The sequence below is a fragment of the Photobacterium kishitanii genome (assembly GCF_000613045.3).
Lineage (GTDB): Bacteria > Pseudomonadota > Gammaproteobacteria > Enterobacterales > Vibrionaceae > Photobacterium > Photobacterium kishitanii.
In genome coordinates this window covers 876,594-900,544 of sequence record NZ_LN794353.1, presented here as the reverse complement: position 1 = coordinate 900,544, position 23,951 = coordinate 876,594, and the positions used below count along the sequence as shown (strand labels likewise).

At 37.5% G+C, this 23,951-nt stretch carries 19 protein-coding genes; 6 read left to right on the top strand and 13 right to left on the bottom strand.

The genetic code is table 11. From position 1 onward, the window contains the following. Window positions 1-12 precede the first annotated feature (12 nt). From uxaC to PPBDW_RS19360, 3 genes are read left to right on the top strand one after another with little or no spacing between them, the layout of a single operon-like run. Window positions 13-1,437, top strand: a complete 1,425-nt coding sequence (gene uxaC / locus PPBDW_RS19370; RefSeq protein WP_036791706.1) for a glucuronate isomerase — start codon at window positions 13-15, stop codon at window positions 1,435-1,437. Further along, window positions 1,434-2,423: a sugar kinase gene (locus PPBDW_RS19365; RefSeq protein ID WP_036791704.1), complete on the top strand. Its 990-nt coding sequence runs from the start codon at window positions 1,434-1,436 to the stop codon at window positions 2,421-2,423. The genes uxaC and PPBDW_RS19365 overlap by 4 nt, the downstream gene beginning before the upstream one ends. Next, window positions 2,423-3,049 (top strand): bifunctional 4-hydroxy-2-oxoglutarate aldolase/2-dehydro-3-deoxy-phosphogluconate aldolase, encoded by a 627-nt coding sequence (locus tag PPBDW_RS19360; RefSeq protein WP_036791701.1) that lies wholly within the window; start codon window positions 2,423-2,425, stop codon window positions 3,047-3,049. Before PPBDW_RS19365 ends, PPBDW_RS19360 begins: the two co-directional genes overlap by 1 nt. A 147-nt stretch (window positions 3,050-3,196) precedes the next feature. On the opposite strand, the gene PPBDW_RS19355 is transcribed toward PPBDW_RS19360, so the two are convergent. From PPBDW_RS19355 to PPBDW_RS19315, 9 genes are all read right to left on the bottom strand, one after another. Next, window positions 3,197-4,357 carry an ROK family protein gene (locus PPBDW_RS19355; protein WP_036791700.1) on the bottom strand — a complete coding sequence of 387 codons (1,161 nt, stop codon included), beginning with the start codon at window positions 4,355-4,357 and terminating at the stop codon, window positions 3,197-3,199. A 314-nt stretch (window positions 4,358-4,671) separates the two neighbouring features. Then, window positions 4,672-6,336, bottom strand: a complete 1,665-nt coding sequence (locus tag PPBDW_RS19350) for a family 20 glycosylhydrolase (RefSeq protein WP_054262187.1) — start codon at window positions 6,334-6,336, stop codon at window positions 4,672-4,674. A 163-nt stretch (window positions 6,337-6,499) separates the two neighbouring features. Then, window positions 6,500-7,252 carry a sugar isomerase domain-containing protein gene (locus PPBDW_RS19345; RefSeq protein ID WP_036791697.1) on the bottom strand — a complete coding sequence of 251 codons (753 nt, stop codon included), beginning with the start codon at window positions 7,250-7,252 and terminating at the stop codon, window positions 6,500-6,502. 6 nt (window positions 7,253-7,258) lie between these two features. Further along, window positions 7,259-8,407: an N-acetylglucosamine-6-phosphate deacetylase gene (locus PPBDW_RS19340; RefSeq protein WP_036791695.1), complete on the bottom strand. Its 1,149-nt coding sequence runs from the start codon at window positions 8,405-8,407 to the stop codon at window positions 7,259-7,261. Continuing rightward, entirely contained in the window at window positions 8,404-9,174 is a 771-nt protein-coding gene (locus PPBDW_RS19335) for a glucosamine-6-phosphate deaminase (RefSeq protein ID WP_036791693.1), read from the bottom strand. The genes PPBDW_RS19340 and PPBDW_RS19335 overlap by 4 nt, the downstream gene beginning before the upstream one ends. 2 nt (window positions 9,175-9,176) lie before the next feature. Continuing rightward, window positions 9,177-10,457, bottom strand: coding sequence for a hypothetical protein (locus PPBDW_RS19330; RefSeq protein ID WP_036791691.1), 1,281 nt, complete (start codon window positions 10,455-10,457; stop codon window positions 9,177-9,179). Continuing rightward, window positions 10,454-11,731: an AGE family epimerase/isomerase gene (locus tag PPBDW_RS19325; protein ID WP_036791689.1), complete on the bottom strand. Its 1,278-nt coding sequence runs from the start codon at window positions 11,729-11,731 to the stop codon at window positions 10,454-10,456. Before PPBDW_RS19325 ends, PPBDW_RS19330 begins: the two co-directional genes overlap by 4 nt. A gap of 2 nt (window positions 11,732-11,733) precedes the next feature. After that, a complete protein-coding gene (locus PPBDW_RS19320) occupies window positions 11,734-13,251 on the bottom strand; it encodes a sodium:solute symporter family protein (RefSeq protein ID WP_036791687.1) in 1,518 nt (505 codons plus the stop codon). A 573-nt stretch (window positions 13,252-13,824) separates the two neighbouring features. Beyond that, the gene (locus tag PPBDW_RS19315) at window positions 13,825-14,283 is read right to left on the bottom strand and encodes a hypothetical protein (protein ID WP_036791685.1); all 459 of its coding nucleotides are present in this window, start codon (window positions 14,281-14,283) and stop codon (window positions 13,825-13,827) included. An 80-nt stretch (window positions 14,284-14,363) separates the two neighbouring features. On the opposite strand from PPBDW_RS19315, the gene PPBDW_RS19310 reads away from it, so the two are divergent. Both PPBDW_RS19310 and PPBDW_RS19305 read left to right on the top strand, forming a co-directional pair. Further along, the gene (locus PPBDW_RS19310) at window positions 14,364-15,041 is read left to right on the top strand and encodes a CatB-related O-acetyltransferase (protein ID WP_036791684.1); all 678 of its coding nucleotides are present in this window, start codon (window positions 14,364-14,366) and stop codon (window positions 15,039-15,041) included. Between the two features lie 489 nt (window positions 15,042-15,530). Further along, window positions 15,531-16,730: an acetate/propionate family kinase gene (locus PPBDW_RS19305; RefSeq protein WP_036791680.1), complete on the top strand. Its 1,200-nt coding sequence runs from the start codon at window positions 15,531-15,533 to the stop codon at window positions 16,728-16,730. Between the two features lie 683 nt (window positions 16,731-17,413). Here the strand turns inward: PPBDW_RS19305 and phaC are convergent. The 4 genes from phaC to PPBDW_RS19285 all read right to left on the bottom strand — a co-directional run bounded on the left by phaC (window position 17,414) and on the right by PPBDW_RS19285 (window position 21,662). Beyond that, window positions 17,414-19,198 (bottom strand): class I poly(R)-hydroxyalkanoic acid synthase, encoded by a 1,785-nt coding sequence (phaC, locus tag PPBDW_RS19300; RefSeq protein WP_036791678.1) that lies wholly within the window; start codon window positions 19,196-19,198, stop codon window positions 17,414-17,416. A 63-nt stretch (window positions 19,199-19,261) separates the two neighbouring features. Next, on the bottom strand, window positions 19,262-19,618 hold the full coding sequence (locus PPBDW_RS19295; protein ID WP_036791676.1) for a phasin family protein: 357 nt from the start codon (window positions 19,616-19,618) through the stop codon (window positions 19,262-19,264). A 73-nt stretch (window positions 19,619-19,691) separates the two neighbouring features. Further along, window positions 19,692-20,897, bottom strand: coding sequence for an acetyl-CoA C-acetyltransferase (locus PPBDW_RS19290; protein WP_036791674.1), 1,206 nt, complete (start codon window positions 20,895-20,897; stop codon window positions 19,692-19,694). Window positions 20,898-20,918: 21 nt separating this feature from the next. Next, complete coding sequence (locus PPBDW_RS19285; protein ID WP_036791672.1) at window positions 20,919-21,662, bottom strand: SDR family oxidoreductase; 744 nt, start codon at window positions 21,660-21,662, stop codon at window positions 20,919-20,921. A 691-nt stretch (window positions 21,663-22,353) separates the two neighbouring features. Here PPBDW_RS19285 and PPBDW_RS19280 point away from each other — a divergent pair. Next, window positions 22,354-23,826 carry a C69 family dipeptidase gene (locus tag PPBDW_RS19280; RefSeq protein ID WP_036791669.1) on the top strand — a complete coding sequence of 491 codons (1,473 nt, stop codon included), beginning with the start codon at window positions 22,354-22,356 and terminating at the stop codon, window positions 23,824-23,826. The last annotated feature ends 125 nt before the right edge of the window (window positions 23,827-23,951 follow it).

Here is a 23,951-nt window from a genome sequence, read left to right as displayed (position 1 = left end):
ATGGAGCAAAACATGAAAACGTTTCTTGGTGATGATTTTTTACTTTCTAATGATGTAGCGCGTCAGTTATATCATGACTACGCCAAAGATATGCCTATTTACGACTACCATTGTCACCTAAATCCACAGGAAATAGCTCACAACCGTCAGTTTAAAAACCTCGGCCAAATCTGGCTTGAAGGTGATCACTATAAATGGCGTGGTATGCGCGCAGCAGGTATACCTGAGGCGTTAATTACTGGAAAAGAAAGTTCTGATTTTGAAAAATATATGGCATGGGCTAAAACTGTGCCGCAAACACTAGGTAATCCACTTTATCATTGGACGCATTTAGAGCTTCGTCGTCCTTTTGGTATTACTGGTACATTATTTAGTCCCGATACTGCGGAAGGTATTTGGCATCAATGTAATGAAATGTTGGCGACACCAGAATTTTCTGCACGTGGAATAATGACAGGCATGAATGTTGTTATGGCAGGCACAACAGATGATCCTATCCATTCACTTGAATATCATAAAATGATTGCACAAGATGATAGTTTTGATGTTGATGTAACGCCAAGTTGGCGTCCAGATCGTGCTTTTAAAATTGAACTTGATGGTTTTGCTGAGTATATGCAGCAACTTGGTGAAGTCGCTGATATTAATATTCATCGTTTTAGTGACTTATTAAGCGCATTAGAGCTGCGGCTTGATCATTTTGCTGCACATAATTGTCGCGCTGCTGATCATGGTATTGAGGTCGTTCGTTATAGTAAGACACCTTCAGAGCGTGTTTTAGATGCAATCCTTCGTCGTCGATTAAACGGTGAAACCTTAACTGATAATGAAATTGATCAGTTTAGTACCGCTGTTCAAGTGTGGCTTGGTCGACAATATGCTAAGCGAGGCTGGGTTATGCAATTACACATTGGCGCCCAACGTAATAATAATACTCGTATGTTCCAGCTTCTTGGAGCTGATTGCGGTTTTGATTCCATTGGAGATCGCCCATTTGCTTCTCAATTAGCTGCGTTGCTTGATGATATGGATATTACTAATGAGCTACCAAAAACCATCCTTTATTGTCTAAATCCCCGTGATAACGAGATGTTGGCAACAATGATTGGTAATTTCCAAGGTAGTGGGATTGCCGGAAAAATTCAATTTGGATCGGGATGGTGGTTTAACGATCAAAAAGATGGAATGCAGCGTCAGATTGAACAATTGTCACAATTGGCATTATTAAGTCAATTTGTCGGTATGCTTACGGATTCTCGTAGCTTTTTATCCTATACGCGCCATGAATATTTCCGCCGAATCCTATGTAACACTATTGGTAATTGGGTAATGAATGGCGAAGTTCCTAATGATATCAATATGCTAAGCAAGCTTGTTCAAGATATCTGTTACCACAATGCCAAAGAATACTTTCAGCCATCAGGAGTACGTAAATGAAGCGTATTGCACTGATTGGCGAATGTATGATTGAACTGAATGGTTCATCATTTGGTGCCATGCAACAAACCTATGGCGGTGATTCTCTTAATACTGCGGTATATCTTGCTCGTATTGCGGGGCAATCGGTGGCCATTGATTATATTTCAGCATTGGGATGTGATGCGATCAGTGACGGTATGATCATGCGTTGGCAACAAGAGGGAATAAATACGGCTACTGTGCTGCGTGATAAGCATCGGCAGCCTGGTTTGTATTTGATTCAACTTGATGAATTTGGTGAGCGTACTTTTTTATATTGGCGTGATCAATCCGCAGCTCGTTATATGCTGCGCCACTCTGAGTTTGAAAGGGTAGTTAAACATCTTGATGGTGTTGATATGGTGTATTTGAGTGGTATCAGTCTTGCTATTTTACCCCCTGATGATCGTCAACAACTCATTGATTTGCTTACTCGCTTAAGTAAAAAAGGTGTCAGTATTATTTTTGACTCCAATTATCGACCTGCACTTTGGGAAGATAGTGAGACTACTCGTCATTGTTACCGACAACTATTTGCTATTACTGATTTAGCTTTAGTGACCAATGACGACGAAGCCGCATTATGGGGAGATACTTCTGAAGAAGAAACACTGCTTCGGCTTAAGCAAACAGGGGTAAAACAAGCGGTTGTGAAAATGGGGCCGAAAGGGAATTATTATGAGAATTTCATGATGGATATACGAACTTTTGTTGCGGCAACCGTTGTGAAAAATGTGGTTGATACAACTTCTGCTGGCGATTCATTTAATGCTGGATTTATTGCAGGGGTTATTCGTGGACTGTCTCCTGTTAAATGTTCTGAATTAGGGCATCAACTTGCAGGTATTGTTATTCAACATAAAGGCGCCATCATTCCAGCCTCTGAAACTGCAGAAATTAATTGTAATAACGATCAAACGACGACTAACATTTTTAATCAATACATCAACAAGGAAATTGTGTAATGACGACGACAGCCCAACAGCTTGCTGCTATTAAAGTTATTCCTGTAATTGCAATTGATCGCGCTGAAGATATTATCCCTTTGGGTAAGGCTCTTTTTGATAATGGTTTACCGGCCGCTGAAATTACTTTCCGTTCAGATGCCGCTGTTGATGCGATTCGTTTATTACGTGAAGCGCAACCTGAGATGCTTATTGGTGCAGGAACTATTTTAAATATTGAGCAAGCGATTGCAGCTAAAGAAGCAGGGGCGACGTTTGTCGTATCTCCTGGGTTTAATCCTAAGACAGTAAAAGCATGCCAAGAGATTGGAATCGATATTATTCCAGGTGTTAATAATCCAAGTGCGGTAGAAGCGGCAATTGAAATGGGGATCACCACCCTTAAATTTTTCCCTGCCGAAGCATCGGGCGGTATCAATATGGTGAAGTCTTTACTGGGTCCCTATGGCCAAATTCAGTTTATGCCTACTGGTGGTATTACATCGAAGAATATTAAACAGTATTTAGCGATAGATAGAGTACTTGCTTGTGGTGGTACGTGGATGGTTGATAAGGCGATGATTAATGAAGGTCGTTGGGATGAAATAGGTCGTCTTGCACGTGAAGCGGCAGATTTAGTCAGCTAAGGATTTATGTTTAAAATAAAAGACTTCCTCAGGGAAGTCTTTTATTTATCACTTTAACATCAAACGGTTCGTCGTTTTTCAGCATACTAGTTAATTCTATCCTGTCTTGTCTTTCTCAATTAAATAACGCTATGTAATATGTATTTGTTAGCAAGGCTCTTTTGAGATTGTTTCATTAACATATTGGCTAAAAAAGGGCACTATCGAGCCTTGCAGTTCATTTTTTACAGAGTTTGTATTGACGAGTAACTGAATGTCAGACGAATAATAACTTGGTAGTTGCGCAAAAAATTGTTGGCTCAATAAGTTGAAGACTTGCTCATTTTGAACAAATGGTCCTGTCAGTATGATGGTATCAGGGAATAAGGTGAGATAGGTATTTACTAACGCACGCGTAAATGTCTGAGTGGCCGTTTCCAAGCATGGTAATGACGATAGTGATTGTTTAATCACTTGTTCAGCACATTGTTTCTCATTGCCAATTAGACAACCAAGGCAATGACTCAATTCGTTGCGTAAAGCAGCAAGAGAAACAGCTTGTTCTAAGGTGTTACCATTTGAATCGATAATCGTTTGACCCAATTCACTGAATAATCCTTTTTCTCTAAAGCGAGTCATTCTTTGAGAATCATAATTTGCAGCACCAATTCCTTCTCCCCAGTGTATGTATAGGGTATTTCTTGATTGCAGTTGGCTATTTTCTAAAACAAAGGCATTGAGCTCAGACTGAAGATTTTTAACAAGATTAATTTTATAGTTAATAGTAGATGCAAGCGATTTAAACGAAATATTAGTCGCATTGGGCCAACGATTAGAATACTTCCAAACCTGATTTTCGCGATCGATAATACCTGGTAGCGATAAAGTAATGCCACAAATTGTCATCGCAGGTGTTGCAGATTCGATGGCTTTAATGACTAAAGATTCGACGGCTAAGACTAATTCTTCTTTGGTTGCCTCTCGATTATCAACTTCAATATTAGTTGTAAAAAGAACCTCTCCGGCGAGGTTTACCAATGATGAAATAATGGTCAATGAGTCTACATATACAAAAACGGCATTAAATGCTTGTAAATTGGGAATTAAACATACTTCAGGGCGACCTGGGCCTGATACCTGAGCTTTTGTATCTTCTTTTACCATATTAAGAGAGATTAGGTCGGAAATAAGTTGGGTTACGGTTGCAGGACGAAGGCCATTTGTTTCGACTAAGCCTTTACGAGTAATCATTTCATCGCTTTGGTAGCCATTAATAATTTGCTCAAATAAAAGAATCTTTCTTTCTAGAGATAAACTTTTTGGTTTCATAATTGTTTTTAATTATCGTTGAGCCTCTAACTACCTTTATCATATCGAGTCACTTCTAAATGCACAAATTATTTATTAGCTTTGATTTTATAGACAACTAACTTTATATATTAAAATAGTTTTTTCAGTCGTGGCTATTTATTTTAGCTAAATATATGACTAGATTTTTATCTTGGTTATAAATATTAATACTATTTATTGAAGCTAAATAAAGTCGATATGATGAACACTAGAAAAACAGATATTGCTTAATTCGCAATATCTGTTTAAACAATAGTAGTCAATTTTGTCAATTTAAAAACGGTTATTGATAATCAACGTTGATTTGATAGTCGCTGTAATAATACTTCAATTTTATGGTTGCGGTATTCATTGAGGGTTTCAATTTCTGATGCATATAGCGCACCATCAAATGAAGCATAAAAACGCTGATTGAGTTGCTCGGCTTTAACCAATAATGTGGTTAACATTGCGATAGCTGCTGGTTTATCTTTACGGGTAAATTCCTGAGATTGAACCCAGCCTTGAATTGTTCGATAATTTAACCAAAACTCACGTAAATCAAGTTGTAGCGTATAATGTGAAAATTCCGCTTTGTTATATTTAGGCTCTATATTTTTAAGCTGTGCTTGTAATTCTCTTATTTTTTCTAGACTTAGCTCTGCCAGACGACGATCTTCTTCAGAGAGTCCTTTTTCACCTGATAATTTAACCGATCCTATTACTACTGTGTTATTCATCACTTCAGCACTCAGAATATTCCAAAGAGCATTCGCTTTTGCTGCGGTTATACCAAATCGATTCTTAGCATAACTACGGGCATAGCCTTTAACTTTAATCGGTTCATTTTGTTGTAGTGCGTCAATAAAAGCACTGGTTGTCATTCTAAATGCATCATTAGGGTATGAATGTGGATAGACCTGACGAATAGGGTAGATTTCAATTGTTTCAACTTCACCACTGAACCAATTATAACCATACTCACCGGATGTAGACCAAGACGTTAACACCATGCCGGTATAACCCGCTTTTTTAGCTTCAGGGATAAAGTCTGCCATATTTTTAAGGTGTTTTTCCCACGAATTACTATGATAATCATCGGGGCCTGAGCGGATAGAAGGTGCTCCCCAAAACTCAAGGCCATATTGCTTGATTAAATCTCGTGGGTCAGAGCCAAAGCGATCAAAAGCCCAGCCATAATTCCAATCAATATAAATGACATTTTTGGGCATATCTTTAATAGCGTCTGGATGCTTAAGAATCATATCAGCCCAGATCAGTGGGGTTTTCCCTCGTTCCGTTACAATTTCTGCTATCATTTTCATGTAGTCGACATAGATTTTAGATTTACCGGCTTCTTCACCGAGATCCCCCCATGCGATTTGGCAATTTGCACAATCGAGTAAGCGTGTTTCATCTCCACCGATGTGAACATATTGAGAATTATGCGTGGAGAACATATCGTCAAAAAGTTCTTCAAACAGATCTCTGGCTGCATCTAATCGTGTTGGGTCAACTTGTGATAGTTGTCTCGCGTCGGCTCTTAAATAAGCATAACGTTCATGCATTAAAATATATTCAGCATGACCAAAGTTTTGTTGTAGCGGGATAACATCAAGTCCCAGATCTTCGCTATATTCAATAAACTCTTTTACTTCTTTTCGAGTATAAGCATAACGATTAGATATAATGTTGTGCTTTTTATATGGGTATGTTGCTTCCCATTCCATTATTATTGTATTAAACCCTAAAGATGATATTTCTTTTACCATTGCTTTTAGCGCTGTAATTGGCATAACTTGTACGCGAAAATCGACATGATATGCAATTACAGGTTGTTTGTTTTTATTTTCACTATTATTTGTCTCTGCATGAAGTACTTGTGAAACAAGTAATAATAGAGTGCTTAATAAATAAAACCGGCTACGTTTACCCCAGCTATATAATAAGAGACTTAGTTTACTAATGCTATTTGTCATCGGTATTCTCCTTGCAAAAGATTTATTTTTAATAAAAATATTTTTATCGTTATTTTTAGGTCATGTCTTTCGGCAAGACCTTGCTAGCGGTTAATGGTGAATTAACCGAGATTGGTTTGTTTTTAAGTTGCAGCGCGCTAGAAGAAGCGCGCTAGCTGATGCATTACAATAAGCGGATTCTGTCTTTAAAGCGGGCAATGAATTGCTGGTTCCATTCATCGCCACCAATAACGTTACCGCTCTTCCAAATTGGAGGTTCGATTCCTTGTTGAGCGAGTAAGTTAACGGTTTCAATGACGAGTGCGTTAAGGATAAACGAATTAGCGAATGTTGATATTGCCGCGACTTTTTGAGTGATACCTTCTATTTGAACAACGGCATCACCGACTTGAACTTTGCAATCAAGGACGAGATCAACAACGTCACACAGGTTTTGCTTACTTGGGTGACGTGCCGGGTGCTCAGCCGAGGTCTGCTGAGCATGCTCTATTGATGTGATGGCAATAACCGTGACGCCTTTCTTTTTTGCTTCAAGTGCGATGTCTAGAACCGCAGCATTGATACCATAGGCATTAATTAATAGTAGAACATCACCACATTGCATTGGATTGTTTTGAACGACGATTTTTCCATAATCAGCCAGTCGTTCAATTGCCATCGAACGTAAGGCACCATTGGTTAATAACGTCCCTTCATCAATGATGGGATTAATATGCATTAATCCGCCAGCACGAAAGAAAATCTCTTGGGTTGCTAGATTTGAATGGCCACCTGATGCTGCAACATGGATCACTTTATCTTGGGCTATTTGTGAAGCAATGAGCTTTGCTGCTTCTAAGATATTTTGATACTCAGAATCATGAATACAGTTCAAATGTTGGGTAATTTGATGTAAGTAATCTTTAGATAAACTCATGGTTTGTTAAGCAGTATAAACTGCTTCTCCTGCAAGAATGGTTTGTAAGACCGACAGTCCGTTGTCGTTTTTATTCAACATAACGATATCCGCACGTTGACCTACTTCTAGAGATCCTCTGTTTTTTAGTCCCATGAAACTTGATGGACTATAACTGGCTTTATTCCAAGCACTGTTTGCGCTCAGTAAGTCGGAATTAATGAGGTAATTTATACAATCAAGAACGGATTTAGCAGAACCTGCAAGTAACTCTGGATTACTGGCTAGATGTAATTTTCCTTGCTCTGTCAGTATGACATCACCGCCAATATGGGTTTGATAACGGCCTGGTTTCATTCCGCCAAATGCAGTGGTATCGCTGGTCAAAATCACTTGATCTTGCTTGGCTTTTAAAATGACTTTGATTACTGCTGGAGGGAGATGAAAGCCATCTGCGATAATCGCCGTCCACAATTGGTCTTCCGCGAGCTGCTGCCAAATGTAGTTGTGATGACGATGGATCTGTAAATCACAACCATTACCAAGGTGAGTTGACATGGTTGCACCAAGTTGTGTGGCTTGTTGAATTTGGTCTGGAGTTGCAGCAGAGTGGCCAATTGATACTTTAATGCCCATCGCAACACAGTATTCAATGGTTGCTTGTAAACCATCTTCCCACTCAGGCGATAACGTCAGAATACTTAGCTGACCTTCAGATGCGTCATACCATTTTTGAACAAGGCTAACATTAGGTGCTTGAACATAGTCGCGATTATGTGCCCCTCGAGGTCCATCATTCGGTGAGATAAATGGCCCTTCTAGATGAAAACCAAGTAAGGTTTGTGCAAGTTGAGCATCATTACGTTTGAACTGCTGGAAATCACTAAATAGCTGACAAATATTATCGTCACTGTTAGTGATAATTGTCGGGTAATAGCCCGTTACCCCAAAGCTCAGCATCTGCTCTGTCGCGTGGGTGATGCCTGATTTTGTTAATGGTAATGTATTAAAATCAACCCCTGCAAAGCCGTTGACCTGAAGATCAATCAAGCCTGGTGCTATGTAGGGTAGGCTAGTCGTATCAGTAGTCGCGATAGGTTCTACCTGAGAGATAATACCCGCTTCGGTATAGATTCGGATTGGCTGCTCGGCCAAGGTTTTTCCTGTAATGATCATAGCAAGTCTGCTCCTGATTCATTATCAAGAAATAATGCGGCACTCTGGTGTTTTCTTAAGATTGATGCAGGGAGATCTTCGCTAATCTCGCCATTGATCATTGCGGTTATTGCTTCACGTTTGGTTGCTGCTGGTACGATACAAACCATATGTTTAGCGTTGACTAAGGTTGGAATTGTCAGCGTTAGTGCGTATTGCGGTACATTGTCTAGGGCTGCGAAGCAACCGTCATTAACTTGTTGTTGACGACATTGAGTATCAAGCTGAACTTTTTTGACAATGGCTTTGTCATTAAAATCAGCAACCCATGGATCATTAAAGGCAATATGACCATTTTCACCGACTCCTAAGCAAACAAGATCAATCGGTGCTTGTTGTAATAAAGCGGCGTAGCGCTGACATTCTTGCACGCTATCTTGTGCATCAATATTAATAAAATGTGCCGTAGAGGGTTTGACTTCATCAAGTAATGAATTTTTAATGAAGTGGCTAAATGCTTGCTCAGCCCCCGTTGGTAAACCAATGTATTCATCCATATGAAAGGCTGTGACTTTTGACCAGTCAATCTTAGTTGAAGCCTTTAAATGGGCCAGAAACTCATTTTGAGAAGGCGCTGATGCAAAAATAATACGCACACTATCTTGCTCATGTTGAAGTTTAATCAATAGCTGCTCGGTATAGTTTGCCGCTGCTTTACCCATAGCCTGTCTTGTTGAATAAACTTGGTAAGATAATTGATCTTTTTTATTATTAAGTAATTTAGTCATGATTAGTTCTCGTCAATAATTTGATTTAATGCTTGTTTTAAACAGCTTTCAACGTGTTGAGTAAATGTCGCGGGTAAATAAAAATAATAAGATGATAAGTCGGGTTCATAACCACCTTGTATAATTTGATCTTGTGTTGGAATATAACCAATCATGCCGTTGCAATATCCAACCCCAAGGATGGATGAATCAATGTTTTTAGTTATATAGTGTTGGTAATGATTTACAACTTCTGCGTTAATCATTATGAATTTTAAAATGTTATTAATATTTAAGAAGCAAAGTTTTATTTGTTGTTGTGAATTATTACTTTTTATAGCATCTTTATTTAATAATCCTTGCTGATGAACAGCCCATTCAAAATGAATATCATCTTGAGCTTGTGATTTTTTATATTCTTCAAGCTCGAACCAGTTTTGTGGTTTATTTAAAGGTAAAGAAACCATCCTCTCTGAATAAACGACAACTGATTCTTCTTTTATCTTAATCGATGTTTTTATTGCCTTCAGGTAGCGAGAGGCGAGTGAAGTACCTATGCGAATGATCTCATCAAAATGGGCCCTATAAAATTGATTATCTCGGCAAAGGTTCGGCCGAATGTCGCCACAGAACCCCTGTAAGAACAAGCAAACAGAATTGGCATATGTCGCTTCTACTTGATGACAAACCACTCCTGGATATTCACCTGAGAGGATGTTGTCTGCGGAGACAGTTGGGTGGCAATGATTATGGATAAGGATTGCCTTTGTGGTTCCATCCGTTCTAATAAATTGGAATATATGCGCGCTCTTATCAATTTCTACATTACTATTAGGTGCCATTTCTATCTTCCCTTTAGTATTGATAACACGACGATATATTGCGATATCACAGCTAGTGATGGCTTTATTAACCGTAACTATTTCTTGGTTCAAAAGTGCTTGCTTAATTGCTGTAATTACTTTGTTGGCAACATCTTCACAATATGTCGCACTAAATTCGCCAAGTCTTGGAGAATGGTTATTCGCAGACTGCATGCTAGAATGACTGTGTGTTGCTGACAGCTGTAGATTAAGCTTTTTTAGTTCGTTGTAAGTTGCAATTTTATCTCGAATTAAAGCATCGAGATAATCGCCAATGAAAAGTAGTTCGAGACTTATCAATGCAATTTTTTGTTCAAATACTAAGCAACGGCAAAAAATGGGCATTCCAACTTTTTCGTAATGACCTCTACGAAAATCAAAGCCGGCCAGTTTCATTGGCATTGAAGGTGTAATATCAACCTTACTCATTCCAATAATCATACGTTTTCCTCTTTTATTCCAAGAAGTTGCACGATTAATTGCAAATTACGCATGATGTGAAACGGGTCTTTGACGGGGAGTGCAATCACTTTGTTAAGCGGTTGACCGAAGCGATTTCTTATTTGCGTCCATTCACCAAATTCATCGTTGGGAAAGGTTGCTAATACATAAGCTTCAGTTTGCTGATACATAGATAATAGGGTTTTATCACCGCTTAATTGGTAAGTAAGTAGCAGCGTATACAATGCTTCAGAATGCACCCACCAAATTTTAGTGTCCCAAGTATCGAGAACCAGATTTTCGTAGCGGTCGTTACCTAATAAACTCCCACTAGGTTTGCTCCCAAGGCGAGAAGTGTAACGGAATAGGCCAGCATGCTCTTTGTCCCAGCCTATTGCCCACATTTGCTTAGTAATAGTGATAATCCTAGGCAGGTAGGACTCTAATGTTCCAAGTAACTGTGCGGCTTGTATACAAAACCACATATTCTCAAGTGTATGCCCAGGTGTTACATGGCTTGCCAATAAAGTGTGTTGATTCATTTTGCTAGTGCGCATTTCAAATGGCATTAATGACTTTGGATGATGAAAGTCTGAAAAGATGCGATTTAAGCTATGTGTACATGCAAATTTTAAATGCGTTAATGAACTATGATTGTATTTAATGGCATAGCGTAATAATTCGTTAGTGATACCAAGTACGATCATTTCAAATGCATAAGGTTCAAAGCCTTCAGCTGCTGGGTAAGGTTCACTTTTAACTGAACCGCTTTTTAATCTATTTTTAATCGTGTCATAAAGTGACAATGCTTTTTCAAAATAATAATGCTCACCACTGACATAAGCATATTCACAGAATCCCATCACAACAAAGCAATCAGCGTAGAATGAAAGATCATAACTTTCACCATTCATGCGTTCTTTTTTGTTACCGTTTTCAGTTAAGACAAAACAGCAATTACCGTTTTCTAGTAACGCGTTTTTATCTAAAAAATCAGCAGTAAGCTTTGCTTGGTCAATATAGCTTTTAGCATCACCATCAAGATAACCTTGTTCAATAAGGTATGCCTGACGACTCCAGTTCCATAAGAAACGTCCTTGTGACCATATGTATTTATCATGGCTTAAAAGCGTAGAACCATCATTGCTAAAGCAGGTGTATACTCCACCATTTTCTGTATCAATCGCAGCATTCCAGAACGGTAAGATATTATTGACTAACTCATTACGCCAAATGGTTTCAATGTTGTTTAAGGGATTCTGTGTCAATGTCATTATTATTTGCTCTCAGCGAGTTCCATTTCTGATTCTTGCTCATCTCGGCTTAATTTCACCATCAGATCTTCGATTTCAGGTTTAACCTCGAACTTACGGTTATAGATTGCCGCTAGACTAAAGAAGATAAGTGAACAAATAACTGGGCCGCCGACAGAGAGAGCCATTGATGGTTCTGCGACGAATAAGCGTGTAAATACAAAGACGGATAAACCAATAGCCATTGAGCCTAGGGCTGATTTAGGTCCGCAATGTTTATAGAAAGGTAATAGTCCTAAAACCATAGGAATTGATGCTGGTCCAATTAAACCACCAAACCAAACCAGGATTAGACCAATAATACCGCCGAAGTAATCTTTGTTTAAGGCAATAAGAATTGTGGCAAGAGTAAAAGTAAAGGTAACGATACGTGCAATTTTTAAGGGCGTATCACCATTTTCATTTCTAAACTTATTACTAAGTAATGGCAGAATATCTCTTGATAGTACTGAGCTGATCGCATTTGCATCTGAAGCTACCATGGAAAGTGTTGCTGCAAACATTGAAGCCAGTACAATCCCAACAGCGCCTGCTGGTAAATATTTTACCGTTAACATTGAATATATTTGAGTTTGGTCGGCAATTGCTAAATCAGGAAGAAGAAGAGGGGCTGCCCACATAGGAGCAAATAAGAATAGTGGCCAAATTAAATATAGAACTGAAGATAGTACCATGGCTTTTCTTGCTGCACGCCCGGTTGGTGAAGCAATAAAGCGTGATGCTAGGTTCCAAGTACCGCCTGTGTAACTAAGGAAAATAACAATACTAAAACTAATAAAAAATAGCGGTGAATATTCGCTATTGAACCAGTCAGAGTGACCAGCAGGAAGTTTATCCCACATTGATAAATAGTTAGTACCAACGGCTCCTAGTTGGTTTTGAATGATAAAAAACATCGCTAAGCCAGCAGCAACTTGAACAAAGAATTGGAAAAAGTCATTCATTGTATCAGCCCAAAGTCCGCCAACAGTGACATATAACATAGCAATGAAGCCAGCAATAAGAATACCGTAATGGATTGGAACCCCAGCAAAACCGTAAAGTAGTACCCCTATAGCGGCATATTTACCTGCCGTATCAAGTAGTTTTAGTAATACACCTAACCATGCAATAACTTGTTGGGTTTTTATATCGTAACGAAGTTTAAGGTATTCTGTTGGGGACTGAATATTTAATGCTTTTCGAAGCCGAGCCCAACGTGGTACGACTAGCCATGCACCAAGAGAACAAGCCAGAGCGACGTTCATCGCCCACCATATATATAAGTTAAATCCCGTCGAATAAGCAATTGCAGCATAACCGGTGAAGACAACGCCAGAATAGCCTGAAACATGGTGTGAAATGCCGGCAAGCCACCAAGGAAGTCCACCTCCAGCAACATAAAAATCGTTTGAACCTTTAATTTTTCGGTAGGCGTTAAGACCTATCCCTATCATCACTAAAAAGAAAGCTATGAGTGCTAACCAGTCAAGCCATTGCATATTGTTATTCCTTTCACGTTAATATTAATTCAACTGTTAAAATCACAACAGGGATAGATGTTCATACAACGTTGATATAATAACACTAGGTGTAATTATATATAATTACACCTAGTGTTATTATATGAAGGTGCTCACAATGAATTTGCTTTTTTTTCATCTTATTCAATAATTTATGCTTGGTGATCGCCGTCACAAAAGGCGTTTTAAGTGTATGATTTTCTCTTAAATATCAATGGGGAAATGTTATTTGGTTGATTAAATATTGGTTTTTTAGATGAATGTATTTCATCGACATCTATAAGCTGTTTTATATTTAAATTACCAATGCAAAAAAATAATGGCTTCATTTGAGGGGGAAGGTGAAGGCTGAGGTCGATAGTTTATTTCGTTCACTGCTGAGCGGTTACAGTAGCAACCCAAGAGGCTGAACGTTAGTAAGAAAAGAATATTAAGGCGTGTAAATAGGGGTAAACTTCTAATTAAAGCAATGGTTCTTGAAGATTAAAAAGCCTTTATCTTTACAAGAATAAGGCTTAAATGATTGTAATAAAAATATTTATTATAAAGATATCAACTGTGCTTATTAATAAAACGCTGCAATATTTGAAGACTTTCAGCTGAACCTGCCTGCTCAGCTAGCAGAAAATCATAAATAGCATTTTCATGATCAGCAACGAGTGCAAATAAATCCTGATGTTGTTGAGCATTGTCTGCTTGTTGTTGATAGCGCTGTTGATAAGGAGCGACCCAACTAACCATGGTATTAATTAATGTTGGCCATGGCAGATGGAGCCATTTATTAGCATCTGCTATGCCTTTTTGAGCCATTTCAACATCGTAATCAGGACATTGAATGCCTAATGGTACGAGTGCTGTTTTTAGTTTCTTGGCTGTAATAACCTCAATATCTAATAAGGTTTGCCATTTATTGTTATGACTATGGTCACTATACTGTTCTACAAAGGTGGTAAAAAAACTAATACCATAGAGTTCACCTAAATAAGCGTCGTGCAAATGATTGAGTGTCATAGTGGGATCCAAGGTGATTTATATTTTAGTTATAATATGCCGTTTTGTTTTGAATGTTGAGTATAAAAAGGAGAATAGTAATGGCGTTGAGCATTTTTCCATCTTGGATTGGTGGTTATGAAATTAAACAACATATCACGAACCCTAATATAGAAGTCGGTGATTACAGCTATTATTCTGGCTATTACCATCAACATCATTTTGAAGATCAATGTGTTCACTATTTATTGGGCGACAAATCGAGTAATGAGGTTTGGCAGTCAGGTATTTTTGGTGAAGTCGATAAGCTTATTATTGGTCGGTTTTGTTCAATAGCGAGTGGGGTCGTGATTATGCTGGCAGGTAATCAAGGCCATCGCCATGATTGGATTTCTTCATTCCCTTTTGATTTTGAGGAGTTCGGGGATGGGGTCAAAAGTGGTTTTGAGCGTGCAGGGAACACTGTTATTGGCAATGATGTCTGGCTTGGCGCTGAATGTGTGATTATGCCTGGCGTTAAGATTGGCGATGGCGCTGTGATTGGGACGCGCGCGGTGATCACTAAAGATGTTGAACCTTATTCGATAGTTGTTGGTAATCCTGGTCGGTGTGTTAAAAAACGTTTTGCACCGTTACAGATTAATAAATTACTAGAAATGAAGTGGTGGAATTGGTCAGTTCCACAATTAAAAGCAGCAATGACAATGATGTGTAGTACTGATATTGATAGTCTTTATGACTATTATCAAGCAATGGATAGCTCATCAGTAGATGAATAATTTAACTATCATCTCAAAAAAAGCGAATTTGTTTGTGATCAGTAATGTTTTCTTACTATTTAGTATTCGCTGCAAGAATGCATAACTGATAATATTATTTTTATTGTGTCTATTCCATTTCTCAATTGAGATTCACGCACTAAATACGGTTAATTATTAATCGATTTGATGGTAAAACCATAAGATATCGTTAGTGATAGCTTAAAAGGCAAAAAAAAGTCCATCAAACACTCAACTTAATTTGATCAAATGGTGCGGATTTATGCGAATTAAATCGATTTTTAGTCTTAAAATTGATCTAAACCAGTAAATTTTAAACTTTTGAGGGTTTTTTGAAACAAAAGTTGAGACATTAAAAAAAAATTGAGTAATATGATTAGCACGTACTTACTGAGTTGAATGAATATCACGCATTGAACTGAGTAAATCCGAAACTGGATGTTTTTACTAAATCCGAAATTCGCCCTTAAAAATTCTGATGAGATAACCATGAGCAATTCTTTAGTTCTCGTAATCAATTCTGGTAGTTCTTCACTTAAATTTGCGTTGATTGATACCGTAACCGGTGAAGCTACGTTAAGTGGCCTTGGTGAGTGTTTTAATCTCCCTGAAGCAGTCGTTAGCTGGAAAGTTAACGGTGAAAAACAAGAGTTCAAACTTACAGGCCTTGATGGTCATCACCAACAAGCAATTGATCGTATCGTTGCATTGGTTGATGAACTTGGTATGAAAGATAATATCGTCACTATTGGTCACCGTGTTGTACATGGTGGGACTAAGTTTAATTCAACGGTTCGCGTTGATGAGCAAGTAATGGCTGATATTGAAGCGTTGAGTGATTTAGCTCCGTTACATAATCCTGCCCATGTATTGGGTATGCGTGCCGCTGCTAAAGCATTTCCTACCTTGTCACAGTTTGCTGTGTTTGATACTGCCTTCCATCAAACAATGCCTGAAAAAGCATATACATATGCAATTTCTAAAGAAGTTTGTCAGCAATATAATATTCGTCGTTATGGCGCACATGGTACAAGCCATTATTATGTTACTCGTGAAGCTGCAAAAAGGATTAATAAACCTGTTGAAGCATCAAGCTTTATTTCTGTTCACCTTGGTAACGGCGCATCTGTTTGTGTCGTTAAAAATGGTGAGAGTATTGATACTTCAATGGGTTTCACCCCGCTTGCTGGTCTAATGATGGGTACTCGCTGTGGTGATATTGATCCAAGTATTCTTGAATATCTATTGAAGAAAGGTTGGACACCTGAACGTTTACATCAAGAACTAGTGGGTAATTCTGGTTTCTTAGGTGTTTCAGGCTTAACCAGTGATTGTCGTGGCGTTATTGAAGCGATGGAAGCTGGTAATCATGATGCTAAACTTGCATTTGAAGTCTTTAGCTACCGTGCTGCTAAATATATTGCTTCATATATGGTCGCATTAGATGAGTTAGATGGCATCATTTTCACTGGTGGTATCGGTGAGAACTCACTGCCAGTACGTCGTGAAATTATGCGTCTACTGAAAATTTTTGGTTACCGTGAAGATGTTGCGGGTAATGAAGCAGCCCGTTTTGGTGCTGAAGGTATCATTAGCCAACCAAATACGCCATTAGCGATGGTGATTCCAACTAACGAAGAATTTGTGATTGCTCAACAATCAGTTGCTCTGCTTAACGCTGAAGCGTAATAGTAGCTGTCATTGTTTTAGACTTAGTTTCGCGTATAGCTGCGAACTACAAAGCATTAGTGCTATGTATAGACGAAAGCTTAAAAAGTCTAGCGTTGAAAATATTCACACATAAATCAATCAAGCTTTGACTCAAGGGTCAAAGCTTGAATTTTATGTTTGTTTTTATTTTGAATATACACAGATATAGATTCGTTTTCAGCTCACCAAAAGTTATATTATTCATTTCAAGATAAGCCCTGTGCTTAATCTATCCTCACTTTCACCCTATATTTTATAATATACACCGCTACTCAGCATTTAATCGCGATACCATTCTATTCTGAATCTGCCAAAAAGAAGTCGTTATTTGAGACTGAAAATAAAGCCATTATTTTATAAAGTTTTTTATAACAGGATGAAAATTGTCATAATACGGTGTCAGGTGTTTTGTAAGGAAAGTGTTGGCAAATAAAGAATTTAATTATATTGATAAACAGTATTGGGAGTTTATTTATATGAGCGTGGATGATGTATTCTATAAATTAATAAGATGCAGTACTCGATCACCACCGATGTCAGAAGAATGATTAACTCTGTCTAATTTCGGTGGTAATAAAGAGACGTTATATTAAATTACTTATTAACAGATCAATTAGAAATCACAACAAATAAATATTTTTAATTGATTGTAAAACTAATGCCTAAATAGTTTCTTGTACAATAGGTAAACCTTGTAAAACATAGACTCCAGGAGCATTACCTAGAACGGGATTATTTTTACTTCCAAATCTATTGGCTAAAATAGGTTTAGCAGTTTCTTGTTTTTTCAACCAATCATTCCAGTGGACCCACCAAGATCCTGTTTGGTGGTTTGCTTTATCAAACCAGGATTCTGGTGTTTTTGATATTGTATCATTAGTCCAGTAACCATATTTCTGCCGATCTGGATGATTTACAATACCAGCAATATGTCCTGATTCACCTAATACAAAAGTATTCTTGCCTGAAAGATTTAAAGCGCCACAGTAAGTACTTTTCCAAAGTGCTAAATGATCTTCTTGAGCAGATATAAAATAAGAGGGTACTTTTATTTTTGTTAAATCTAAGTATACATCATTTATTTTAAGTCCTTTAGGATCTATCAATTTGTTATTTAAATATAGACTTCTTAATAAGGTGCTATGACATTTTTCAGTCACGTTAGTACTGTCACCATTCCAGTACAATAAATCGAAGTCAATTGGATTATTACCTTTTAAATAATTATTAACGTAATAGTTCCAATACAAACTATTTTCTTTCAATAATGAAAAAGTAACACTTAAAGATCGGCCATCCATATAGCCTTTTTGAGCATTACTTTGTTCAATCGCGGAAATCATTTCATTATTGATATATGCACCGATCTCTCCAGGCTGCGAAAAATCCAATAATGTTGTAAAGTACGTTGCTGTCTTAATACGATTACGTATACGTTTTGCAATCATATATGCTTGGCTAGCTGCCAACAAAGTACCACCAATACAGTAACCAACGGCATTAATTTTTTTGGCCTTAGTTATATCTTCAACAACTTCGGTCGCCTTAATTACACCATCGATTATATAATCAGCAAAATCGATATCTTTCATAGATGCATCTGGATTTCTCCATGAAATCATGAATACAGCATGACCTTGCTGAAGAAGCCACCGCACCATGGAATTCTTTTCACGTAAATCTAGAATGTAGTATTTATTTATGAAAGGCGGAATAATAAGTAGAGGTGTTACATTAACTTTCGCCGTTAATGATTTGTATTGAATTAATTCGAATAAATGATTTTTAAAGACAACTTTCCCTTCAGTATTTGCTAAATCTTTACCGACTTGGAAAGCTTCTTTATTTGTCATGCGAATTCTTAATACATCAGCACTTGATTCGATATCTTGCTCTAGTAATTTCAAACCGTTAACTAAGTTAACACCATCTTGTTCAATGGTTAGTCGTGTTAGTTCAGGGTTTGTCATTAAGAAATTCGTTGGTGATAAAGCGTTTAGCGCTTGTCGAGAAAAAAAACTTAAGCGCTCTTTTACTTTGTCATCAACACCATCAATATCATTGATAGCTTGTTGAATTTTATTATTTAAAAGCAAATAAGATTGTTTGATACAGTTATAAAAAGCATCATTATCCCAAGCTGGATCTAAAAACCGTTTATCGCCTTCGTCTGGTTGAATAACAGGGGATGTTTTTTTATCGTAAGTGATAACTTCTTGCCAAATAGCCATTTGGCTTTCCCACCATTCCATTTGTATCTTTGTAAGGCTATCAGGTTTTGACCATGTACCTTCAATCAACTTTTGACTATCTTTTAGTGTTAAATCATTCAATGCTTGAGTTAATGGACTAGTAATAGCTGTATTTTCTAATTTAAAATTACTCCACCAAGTTTCGTTAATATTATTTAAACTAGAAAAATATTCTGAAAAAAAACGGCTATCCATTTTAACGACCTTCTTTAGCTATAAAAAAGCCGCCTAAATGATCAGGCGGCAATTATAAACATATCAGATGCATTTAGCGGTAGCGCTTTGCTTCATATTTTCAGCCGCAAGCTCTTCAATATCGTTCTTGAATTCTTGAGCAATATTAGAGAATTTGTTGCTATCATCGATTAATTGTTGAGACAATTTAGTTAATGATTGAATTTGTTGAGTACTGTAGACACCCAAACTTTGTATATCTTTTATTTGATCAATTGATTTTAGCTGACTTAGACCAAGATCTGAGTAAGCACGAACAGCTGCAAGTTGTAATTCAGCTATATTTTCAATATTTTTAGTAAAAAGATGATTGAATTTCATATAAGGAGCTAGCGTTTTTTCTGCTTGCTCTGAAAAAGATTTAAACATTTCGTTGTACATAATTATTTTCCTTATAACATAGAGAATAAAACAGGAAGAGAAATAGAAAATTAGATTATTATCGTAAACATAATTAAATATGTTTGATAATGACCGCAGTTCCCATACCGCCACCAACACATAAAGTTGCTAATCCATATTTAGCATTGGAACGAAGCATTTCATATATAAGAGTAACAAGAATACGGTTACCAGAAGCTCCTAGAGGGTGACCTAATGCAATCGCACCGCCATTTACGTTTACACGTCGACTTAAGTCTTCAACATGTACACCTGTATCTTTAGCTAATTCGGACATGACTCCTAATGCTTGACCAGCAAAGGCTTCGTTAAATTCGAATAAATCAATATCACCTAAGGACAATTTGGCTTTACTTAAAGCTTGCAATACGGCAGGTACTGGCCCTAAGCCCATTATTTCTGGTGCAACACCAGCTTGAGCATAACTGACAATCTCAGCTAGTGGGGTTAAATTGTATTTTTCAACAGCACTCTCAGATGCAACGATAATCGCGCTGCCACAATCATTAATACCAGAAGCATTCCCTGCCGTTACGGTACCATCAAGCTTAAATACTGGACGTAAACTTTGTAACGATTCTATAGTCGTGTTCGATTTTGGATATTCATCCGTATCAACAATAGTCGTTGCCCTATGAGTTACCACTTCAATTGGTACAATTTCAGATACAAATTTACCTTGTTCAATTGCACTGATAGCTTTTTTTTGACTATTTAATGCGAATACGTCCTGCTGTTCACGTGTAAGTCCTTCTTTACTAACTACATTCTCAGCTGTTACACCCATGTGATAGTGATGAAAAGCATCAGTCAAACCGTCAGTAACGAGCAAATCCTTGAGGGTTAGACTTCCCATTTTTTGACCATTACGAATGGCTGCAGGTACACAGAATGGAATTTGAGACATACTCTCTGCCCCCGCTGCAACAACAATTTCGGCATCATCTGCTTTGATGTGTGACGCTGCATCCATAACAGTTTTCATACCACTGCCACAAACCATATTTAATGTATAGGCTGGAACTGTTTCTGGAATTCCCGATAATAAAGAGGCCTGACGGCCAATTCCCATTCCTTGATCGGCACTGATAACATTACCAACAATTACTTCATCAATTTCTTCACTGGACAAGTGAGCTTGTTCAACAGCCGCATGGATTGCAATAGAACCCAATTTTGCCGCAGACAATGTTTTTAATGAGCCGTTAAAGCTACCTATTGGGGTACGTTTTGCCGCTACAATGTAAATTTTATTCATGCCTACAATCCTTTTGTAGCATTAGTGCATGTACAAGCCGCCATTAACGGATAATGTTTCACCAGTGATGTATTGAGCATTTTCACTGGCAAGGAATACAACAGCTGCAGCGATTTCACTGGGTTCGGCTAGACGTTTCATAGGAATCGTTGAGCAAATGCTATCAATCACTTCTGGTTTTAAAACAGAGACCATTGAAGTATTGGTATAACCCGGTGCAACAGCATTAACAGTAACACCAAATTTTGCACCTTCTGCGGCTAACGCTTTGGTAAAACCAATCACTCCTGCTTTTGCCGCAGAGTAATTAACTTGACCAAATTGACCTTTTAAACCGTTAACAGAAGTCATATTGATAATACGACAGCTACCTTTTTCACACATGAAGGTGAAAAGAGGATGAGTAACATAAAACAAACTATTAAGATTTGTTTTAATAACAGCATCCCATTGTTCAAAATTCATACGTTTAAATAATGCATCTCGTGTAATACCTGCGTTATTAACAAGTACATCGATTTGGCCTTCTTCTTGCCATAAAGCTGTTAATACTTCTTGGCAATGTTCTGCATCAGTTACATCTAATGGTAATAAGCGCACTTCATCTTGAGTATATTTGGCATCATTAATCCAAGCGGTTGCTCTGTCTTTTTCGCTTGGGTAATAACCTGCGATAACGCGATAGCCTGCTTTTACCAACTCTTCAGTAATTTTCGAACCAATGCCACCATTAGCTCCTGTTACTAAAGCAATTTGATTAGTCATTACTACATTTTTCTCCTGTTGTTAAATTAAAATACATAATATTCATAATGTTATGTCGATTTCATCTACGAGCGGTGAATTTAAAAATTAACACCTCGTAGCTGATTTAATTATTCTGCGCCGACGAATTGTTATTTTATATTTCTAAAATAAACAAGTAAGTTTGTATATTTACAGGTTGATTTAGTTGTTTTTTATATGAAACGAATATCAGTGCTACAGTGTTTTATTTTTCGGTATTTAATATAGATTTAATGGCGTTATCTTTCTTGTTTGGTGATTCATCTTTATTGGTTGGCTCGATATAACGGAACAACTCGAATATCTAGGTACTGCTCAGTCAGAAAATAGCGCGCAGATATAGCGTAAGCCAACCTAGAATCAATAGTTAGAAAAGTGTTCAAAAAACAAGCAGTGAATATTTTTATAAAGTGGATAATTTAATACAAGATTTTCACTGTTCGCCCTTGTTTATCCATACGGTTAACAAATAAACAACATATTATTGGGGTATAGAAAGGTGTCTATTACCCTATTCATTGATAATTGCATTTACAGGATCGAGATCGACAATGAATTTTAAATACAAAAATACCTTTTAATAACATAAATGTGTGATATAGATCGCAAAATACATCTGCTTTTCACCGTATATATTTAACGGTGTTTTTTATTTAAAGGGCGATTTTTGATGAAAGGATATTATTCTGATAGCGAAGTTGAGCAACCTGAAATAGCAGCGAGCGCTTGCACTACGATTCTTGTTGGTAACCAAGTGACTGTTGATGGTTCGTTTATCATTGCTCGTAATGAAGATCACGAAGCGATCAATGCTAAGCGGTTTAACTTTCACCCTGCAGAAACGGCTCAATTAAATGATTTTCATTCTATTGGGGCGATGGGAAATGATTTTACTTATCCTGCTGCCAAAAATGCGCTGCAATATACCTCAAATTCTGACTTTGATACTAATGGTACCAGTTTTGGTGCTGCAGGATTTAATTCTGCAGGTGTCGGTATCACCGCGACTGAAACGGTATTTAATAATGCTCAGGTTTTAGCTGTTGATCCCTATGTAACCAAAACAGGTATCGGTGAAGATGCCATTGTTAATGTTATTTTACCTCGAGTGCATAGTGCTCAAGAAGGTGTGGCTTTGTTAGGGCACATTATCGAAACTCAAGGGACAGCGGAAGGTTTTGGGGTCGCATTCGTTGATAAAGACGGTATTTGGTATTTAGAGACGGGGAGTGGACATCATTGGATGGCTGCTAAGATTCCTGCTGATAAGTATTTTGTATCTGCTAATCAAGGTCGATTAGTTGATTATGTCGCCAATCATCCTGATTTTATGGCCTCTGCTGGTTTAGTCGATTTTGCTAAAAAACACCAATTACCATCAGCAGAAAACAGTAGTAGCTTTAATTTTCATCGAGCTTATTCACAAGATGTTGAGCATGATAAAACATATAATTACCCACGGGTATGGACATTGCAACATATGTACACTGATGGTCTTACAACGAAAATAGATCAAGGTGAATCATTTCCAGTTTATTTAACACCTAAAAATAAGCTCAGTGTATATGATGTGATGCAAGGTTTACGTAACCATTATCAAGCAACTGATCATGATCCTTATGCTCATTGTAACCCTAGTGATCCTTATCGCCCTATTGCTGTTTTTCGAACAGAACATTCACATGTATTACAGTTACGTCCGCAGCTACCAATTGCGATTGGGGAAATTCAATATATCGCTTATGGTATGACAGCCCTAAGCGTGTATTTACCGTTTTATCAAGGAATGACATCTGTTCCTGAAGCATTGACGCTCGGTGATAATAAAGCTGATAGCCATTCTGCCTATTGGAAATTCCGTAAGCTACAAACGTTAGCAATGGTGGACTGGAATCAATTTGCGCCAATTGTACAGCAGGCTTACCATCAATTCGAACAACAAACAGCCCATAAACAAAAGTTGATGGAAGCTGAATATATGGTATTGCATGCTACTCAACCAGAGCAAGCTATTGCACTTATTAATGCTTTTGAGCATGAGACTTTAGGGTTAGCTTTAGCTCTGACAGAAGATTTAACTAATGAATTGTTTACTCGGTTAACGATTGATACTGATAAGTTATACAATTTCTCAGGTGCTTAAATACAATCAAGCCTATGAAAATAAAGGCATATTAGTGCCTTTTTCATTACATGTGGTTTGCAGTTAAGTGTGGTTAAAGTGGCTAAATTGTTAATGTAATGTTGATCTGTGTGGTGTTTTTGATA